The organism is Candidatus Magnetobacterium casense (assembly GCF_019173545.1).
Lineage (GTDB): Bacteria > Nitrospirota > Thermodesulfovibrionia > Thermodesulfovibrionales > Magnetobacteriaceae > Magnetobacterium > Magnetobacterium cryptolimnobacter.
In genome coordinates this window covers 1-6,716 of the sequence record NZ_JABXWD010000191.1, presented here as the reverse complement: position 1 = coordinate 6,716, position 6,716 = coordinate 1, and the positions used below count along the sequence as shown (strand labels likewise).

Sequence of the window (6,716 nt, the reverse complement as noted above, 5' to 3'; positions counted from 1 at the left end):
GTCACAAGAAAAAGGTAGTCCTGCAAGGGGGCCAGCCCCCTTGACCCCATAATGTTTAACCTTCTATCATCACAGAAATATTTACAGTAACAGTTTTTTCACAGGACAATAATCCTGTCCTGGTGTGTGACAATGCGTTTTAATATCTCAATCTTTTCCTTTTTCATCCACATGTCGGTAACAACTATCACCTCGTCAGTTCCCCTGGCTGACTCAACAGGCATAACTTTAAGGCCGAAAAAGACGCCACCCCCAACGTCGTCATAAACGGCCCTGACCGTCAAAGACACACTGTCGGCAACGATGCACAGCACCCTGGCCGCTGCATTTGGACCATAGACGGCAAACTCCCTGACGTTGTGCTCCATAAGTGTGTTTAGACAACTGAGTGCCCGCTGCAGGTTGCTTTCGTCCTGATAGGTCATCGTTTGGAAAAAGCCGCGTATTTTGTAAAGCTTCCGGAAGATGCTACGTGGTTGTTTGACGGTCTTGTTTGTCCTGATTATGAGATGTCGGATGATTGTTGCTACCAGGTTTAGCTTGAGTTTGATAATGGTTGACGGTGATTTTGGGGCATGTTCTTTTTTTAGCTGTCTGGATAGCTCGTTGAGTTCTCTGGCGGTCCAGTGTCCTATGTTTTGTTTATATCCGGCAGTCAGTGGCGGGACTGCCTCGGTATCATAGTTGCCGAGTCTGTGGGCTTTGACGATAGGGTTTTCCACCAGGGGCATGGTACGCCCTGTCAATCTGGCCTCAAGGGCCATTGTTGAGACATTGCGGCCATCATGGGGGCCTATGTAGTTGTCGGTGCCATCGGTGCCGGGGTGCCATACGTGGTATATGAATTCGCTCTGATGCCATATCTCTCTTTTGCCGGCGTTTACGAGTCTGAAGGTCATATCATAGGGACCGCAGATATGCCCAAAGTAGTCCATGTGTTCATCTGCCCCACCGATGGCGATGAGGTCGCTGCGTCGGGCGCACATGCAGGCGCCGTAGTTGAGGGTATGGAGCGGGTCCTGGTCGTCCTGCAGGCCCGTGCTGCGGCCATCTTTGAAGTTGATACACCCCTCGCCCGTGATATCGTCCACGGTTGGGTAGTTAAACGGGTAAAATCTCCTGTTGTCGTTGCGGATTTCATCTATGTGCAGGACGATGTTGGGGTCTGAGCGGAACTGTTCAACGATGCTTTCGACAAAGGTTGGCGTAAATATTGCGTCCGAATCGCAGAAGACAACAATCCTGCCACGGCTGACCAGGATGCCAACGTTGTACAGCAGGTGTTTGTGGTAGCACGTCACCTGCGGCATGTCCAGGACGATCCACTTATCCACCACCGGCGCCACACCGGAGTCCTTACAGCCCTGCAGCAGGGCCGATATTTCGGGCGAGCGTCTGCCAAAATACTCGATCCAGAGCAGCTCGTACTGGTCTCGTCTGATGGTCTGTTGGTTGAGGTAGTGGAGGGAGTGAAAGCTCTCACGACATGACCAGTCCAGCAGCACAATACTAACCTGTGGGGTGGTGGGCAGGTTGTTGTTGAATAACACGTCCATAATCGTTGTACTCCTTTATGTTTTAAAGTGCCTGTAGTAGCCTTCGTTAGCCATTTGCAGCATTTCTCTGTCGCCTCTGGTGTCGCCGTATGCGTAGATGTAGCATGAATCGTCCAGGTTGTACTTGTCCCTGATGCGTCGAACCTTTTCGGGGCCATAGCAGTTTTTCGCAGCCAGTTGACCGGTGATTATGCCGTCTTTGGTTTCTATCTCCGTGGCGATCAGGTCAACGCCGTGCAGTCCACACCAGGGTCTGAGGTAGTAGCGCAGGGATGCCGAAACGATGACCACCTGGTGTCCTTGGCTCTTGTGCCAGTTGAGGCGTTGCATGGCGCTTGTCTTGAGGAGTTTGGGTAGTTGACACCTCGAATAGTCCGCTGCGATGGCCTCAAAGGTCTTGAAATCCCATCCGCCATAGAAGTAGCGAATTGCCCGTGTTTTGAGTTTGTAGTTGGGCATAATCTTCAGTGCGTAGAGAACGATATAAGGCAGTAACACTGTCATGCCTTTTAACAGCCCCAACCATCCGACGCTGAATTTCAGGAAATCAAGGAAGCTATCCCGCCACGTAATCGTACCGTCAAAGTCAAAAAACGCTATCTTATTCATGGCTACAAAGCAGAAGGACTGGGGGCTCCGCCCCCTAACCCCCCGCAAGGAGGGCGGCGCTGCCCCCTCCTTGACCTCCCCTGCAAGGGGACCAGTCCCCTTGACCCCTTCCTGACGACCCATAGCATCACAGCACGTCGCTGAAGCCGTCTTTGAACTTACTGAAGATAAAGCAACCCAGGGCGAAAATTGATAGGGACATTGTCAGTAGAGACAGCAGCAGAGGTGTTGTTGGTAGTTCTCTGAAGAGTATAATTTTGTGGTATGTGGATGCAAAGTGTGCAAACGGATTTAGGTAGAAGAGGATTCTGAATTTTTCGGGGATTTTATCGATGCTATACATGATTGGGGACAGGAAGAAGAGTCCTTGCATGGCGTGACCGATCACGTATCCCATGTCCCTTAGAAACGGCAGCAGGGCAGAGAGGATCATGCCGGTGCCCATGGTCAGTAGCAGTTGCAACAACACTACTGGCAGCAGCAGGAAGTATACAGGGGAGAAGGTTGTCAGCGTTGAGTAGACGATCATAAAGATGAGCAATCCCACGACGGGTTGAACGTAGCTGGAGATGGTCACGGAGATCGGCAGGTAGATGTTGGGGAAGGAGACCTTTTTGATCATATCGCTGTGTTCGATGATAGAGGTTGATGCCCTGGTGATTCCCTCGGCAAACGCCGTCCAGCAGAGTATTGTGGACAGGAGGAAGTACAGGTATGGGACGTGTGTGTTTGTAGTGCCGGCATATGGTCTGGCCTTCATTATTTCATCGAAGACGAACCAGAAGATGAGTATCTGCAACAGTGGCAACACGACGCTCCACAACGCACCCAGCACGGAGCCGGCGTACTTGGCCTTGACATCCTTCTTGATGAAGTAGACAAGCAGACTTAGGTTCGTAAACATGATTGTATCCCTATCATAGGCATTGGAAGACTAATCAATCATAGTGGGACACCACCTATTGATCCGCCTACATAAAAATATCCACAACCAACGCCTGTATTTCTTATTACCTCTTTGAGATTACTATCCTCGGATAGTCTGGTACATTCTGTTTTGCCTGATTTATTTTCCACTACAATAACTTCTTCTGGTCTTAGTGCATTTAACACTGTCTCTGAATGAGTCGTAAGGATACACACCTTATCATCGAAATAGTCTCTAAAGTATTCTACGAGTAGTTGACATGCCCAGGGATGCAAATAGTTTTCAAGCTCTTCAATAACTGTGGTCCCTGTCTTTTGCGAATATATCCCCACAAGCAGCGCTATAACCTTAACCGTGCCATCTGATAAGTTCTTAGCGGGAGTTTTTATATCATCACCCTCAAGAATATAAAATGAACGTGTCGTGTCTTCACTACTAATGCTTCCGATATCTTTAAAGCGCCGATACACTTTCTCAAGTAGAGACTTCAGATCATCCAAGTCTATATTATTGCCATTTATCATCGCATACAAGGCATTGGTAAGGTATTTACCATCCGACAACATTTCTGATGGGTGAATCGTATCATTGCGTTCCCTTGCAACCTGCGGAGCAATGCTCAAAATTGTAGTGCCTTTTAAGTCTTCTCTTACGAGACGGCAATAATCAAATTTATCGCTTAACACCCTGAAAAATTTGCCACCAAGTAATTCTTCATTAGAAGAAGAGCTTATCATTGCAAGTATATTATCATTATCATTAGTTGGTATTTTTATTGAAGATATTGTAATCCGTGCTTCTGGAAAAATTGTTTTATATTTTAGTGTTTCTGTTTTTGCCTCAAGAATTATACTAAACTTGTTGTCTTTGTAACTTCCTTTTTGTAACTGAAGTTCCTGATTTAATATTGGTATTGTATCACCAATTATGAAAAGCCTTATTTTATATTCGTAGATTAAAACCTCATCTGAATCACTTAACGCTATCTCTCCTTTGCAAGAGGCGCATATCCCCTTCTCCGAAAGATTGTCGCCTAATGTAGAGGTAAAGCAGCCTGTCATGCCGCCTCGCTCGCTTAGAAATGTGCGTATATTCCCACTTGCAGCCTTTGCAAACAGATCGAGCGCATAACAGATATTACTCTTGCCGGCGCCATTGGGGCCTATCAATACGTTCAACCCCTTTTCAAAGGTCATACGAAAGTCCACCAACGACTTAAACCCGCTTATAGCGATCTCAGTAATCACCAATCCACTCCATATACAATGACATTATCGAACATTCCCCCCCCAAAAGTCAAACCCAGTAAAGAAATAGGCGGCTACGCTTACTCACCGGGTACCATACCACAAGGCAAAAAGCTGTCATTGATTAGTTGTTCAAGGGCATAAGGGCAAGTACCTGGTAATATATCTTTATTAATCCTTGTCTCTTTTTCAAATAATAATTGTGCCCTTTCATATGCCTTGTCTGCAACCAGTTCAAGCTCATGCCGTAAACTTGGGCTTTCTTCAAGCAACAGGGCAATATCCATTCTCTGAGTGTCTATCGTCCTGAACCAACTCCTGGAACGTCTTCTTGGCTGATATTGCAGTTTAAGTAAGTGCATTATTAATACGGACAGTCGGTTAAGCAGCTCTCTTCTTTCACTTCTGCCCATACTCTCTATTTCCTCCGCAATGTTTTCTACGTCTATTTCGCTAAACCTGCCCTGTCTTAACAGTTGGGCATTGTGAATAGTCCATCGATAAAAATCGGCGTTATAAAGCGACTTTTCTGTTATGGCATCATTATGTATTGTCGTTTGGATACTCATATGCCTATATTGTCACACATGACAGACGTGTTCGTCAATATATCTACGGCATGTTGATCTTCAGGTCGTAACTGCCCACGGAGACCTCTGACGCAATGCCGGCATCCCACAACAGAGACGTCGTCTTTGCCCGGGAACGCTCCGGCACCATCACGATTAACCGTGTCCCCTGGCGGATAAGCCCCTTCTGTCACACGGTTTAAATCATAACATCCACGGTTGATTGTGGCGCTACCCTGTCCTCTATTCTTAGAATTTAATGGTCCATTCTCATTTCATATGGGTAACTTTGCCTGTCCTTGTGAAAGCGCCCTCCCCTAGCCCCTCCCATAAAGGGAGGGGTTACCCACTCGCTCTACGAAAGAGCCAATTTAATCTACCAGCATTTCTTTAATCACTCTTTTAACCCTCTGTATAGTGTCATCCTCAATGATGCCAATCTTTTTTACCAGCCTTCTTTTATCGACCGTACGAATCTGATCAAGAACGATCCAACATACTTTATCCTGAAAAATTACCTTAATCCTTGTAGGATATCTGTGCGATTGTGTTGTCATCGGTACTACGATAACAGTACTGAGATGATCATTCATCTCATCAGGAGAGATCACGATACACGGTCTCGTCTTTTGAATCTCATGTCCTACGGTAGGGTCTAAATTTATAAGGTACACATCATACTGCATGGAACCGTTACGTATCTATATCTAAAGAATCATCTATGAGTAAGATATCCTCACCTCTTTGGGCCATTATCTTAAAGGCCTTGTCCCAATTTTTCCTTGGTTTTTCCTTTACCGGTTTAACAATGAGTATATTTCCATTTATTTCAAGCTCTGCTTCCTCATCATCAAAGCCACACTGTTTCATGACAGTATCAGGTATTTTTATTCCCCTATAATTGCCTATAGACACAATGCTCACTCTCATTACTAATTATAACTGTTACACATTTTACTTGTCCAGGCACATTATCGCACTGTTCTTACGGCATGTTGATCTTCAGGTCGTAACTGCCCACGGAGACCTCCGATGCAATGCCGGCATCCCACAACAGAGACGTCGTCTTTGCCCGGGAACGCTCCGGTACCATCACGATTAACCGTGTTCCACCCTGGATTAACTCATTCCACTGCCTTACCTTATAGGGGGTTATGCTGTCCTCCGTCTCCACCTCCACCACGGCCATGACCATGCCAAGGTTCTTCAGTATCAGGTTGGGGTAATGACCATCAAGGGCGTGTTTCCTCTCTCCCTCAATGTTGACTGCTATCTCTGAGTAATCCTTTGCCAGCCTGGCCTTGAGATGCCTCACCAACCAGTCATGAAATATCTTGCCTGATTCCATACTTTTTCACCTTGTAACAAATCTGTCTTGGCGTAATGCCAAGCACCCTGGCGGCCTGTGCGTAGACCCATCCGGTCTTGACAAGCGCCTCAGTAATATGCGTCTTCTCCAACTGCACCAGCGGCAACGCCTTACCTGATGCCCCTGCCGGCAGGACAGTCGCAGCCATCGACGCCCGGATGTTCAACGGCAAACGCTCAGGCACTACCACGTCCTCGGGGGTCATGATGACCATCCGCTCGATGGCGTTTTCCAGTTCACGCACATTGCCGGGCCACTGATACTCCAGCATCAGCCTGAGTGCATTGGGGGAGAGGCTTACTTGTCGGGTATTTTCGGCGTTGAACTTGTCAAGAAAGAACTCGATCAACGCACCGATGTCCTCCCTCCTGTGACGCAGCGGGGGGAGTGTTACGGGCACCACGTTTAGCCTGTAGTACAGGTCCTCCCTGAACTTGC

The 6,716-nt window shown here is 47.2% G+C and carries 9 protein-coding genes; all 9 read right to left on the bottom strand.

What is annotated here, in order from left to right; all coding sequences use genetic code 11:
- Positions 1-98: 98 nt before the first annotated feature.
- Entirely contained in the window at positions 99-1,556 is a 1,458-nt protein-coding gene (locus HWQ67_RS10780) for a glycosyltransferase (protein WP_218252695.1), read from the bottom strand.
- A 15-nt stretch (positions 1,557-1,571) separates the two neighbouring features.
- Positions 1,572-2,165 (bottom strand): HAD family hydrolase, encoded by a 594-nt coding sequence (locus HWQ67_RS10775; RefSeq protein WP_218252694.1) that lies wholly within the window; start codon positions 2,163-2,165, stop codon positions 1,572-1,574.
- Between the two features lie 127 nt (positions 2,166-2,292).
- Positions 2,293-3,069 carry an ABC transporter permease gene (locus tag HWQ67_RS10770; protein WP_218252693.1) on the bottom strand — a complete coding sequence of 259 codons (777 nt, stop codon included), beginning with the start codon at positions 3,067-3,069 and terminating at the stop codon, positions 2,293-2,295.
- Positions 3,070-3,107: 38 nt separating this feature from the next.
- Positions 3,108-4,340: an AAA family ATPase gene (locus HWQ67_RS10765; RefSeq protein ID WP_218252692.1), complete on the bottom strand. Its 1,233-nt coding sequence runs from the start codon at positions 4,338-4,340 to the stop codon at positions 3,108-3,110.
- An 80-nt stretch (positions 4,341-4,420) separates the two neighbouring features.
- Positions 4,421-4,909 carry a DUF29 domain-containing protein gene (locus HWQ67_RS10760; protein WP_218252691.1) on the bottom strand — a complete coding sequence of 163 codons (489 nt, stop codon included), beginning with the start codon at positions 4,907-4,909 and terminating at the stop codon, positions 4,421-4,423.
- 371 nt (positions 4,910-5,280) lie between these two features.
- Positions 5,281-5,595: a type II toxin-antitoxin system PemK/MazF family toxin gene (locus HWQ67_RS10755; protein ID WP_218252690.1), complete on the bottom strand. Its 315-nt coding sequence runs from the start codon at positions 5,593-5,595 to the stop codon at positions 5,281-5,283.
- Between the two features lie 7 nt (positions 5,596-5,602).
- Positions 5,603-5,824, bottom strand: coding sequence for an AbrB/MazE/SpoVT family DNA-binding domain-containing protein (locus tag HWQ67_RS10750; protein WP_218252689.1), 222 nt, complete (start codon positions 5,822-5,824; stop codon positions 5,603-5,605).
- Between the two features lie 70 nt (positions 5,825-5,894).
- Positions 5,895-6,257 carry a hypothetical protein gene (locus tag HWQ67_RS10745; protein ID WP_218252688.1) on the bottom strand — a complete coding sequence of 121 codons (363 nt, stop codon included), beginning with the start codon at positions 6,255-6,257 and terminating at the stop codon, positions 5,895-5,897.
- Positions 6,232-6,716 (bottom strand): helix-turn-helix domain-containing protein (locus HWQ67_RS10740; protein ID WP_304413899.1); only part of this gene is annotated, 485 nt, incomplete at its 5' end. The genes HWQ67_RS10745 and HWQ67_RS10740, both read right to left, overlap by 26 nt.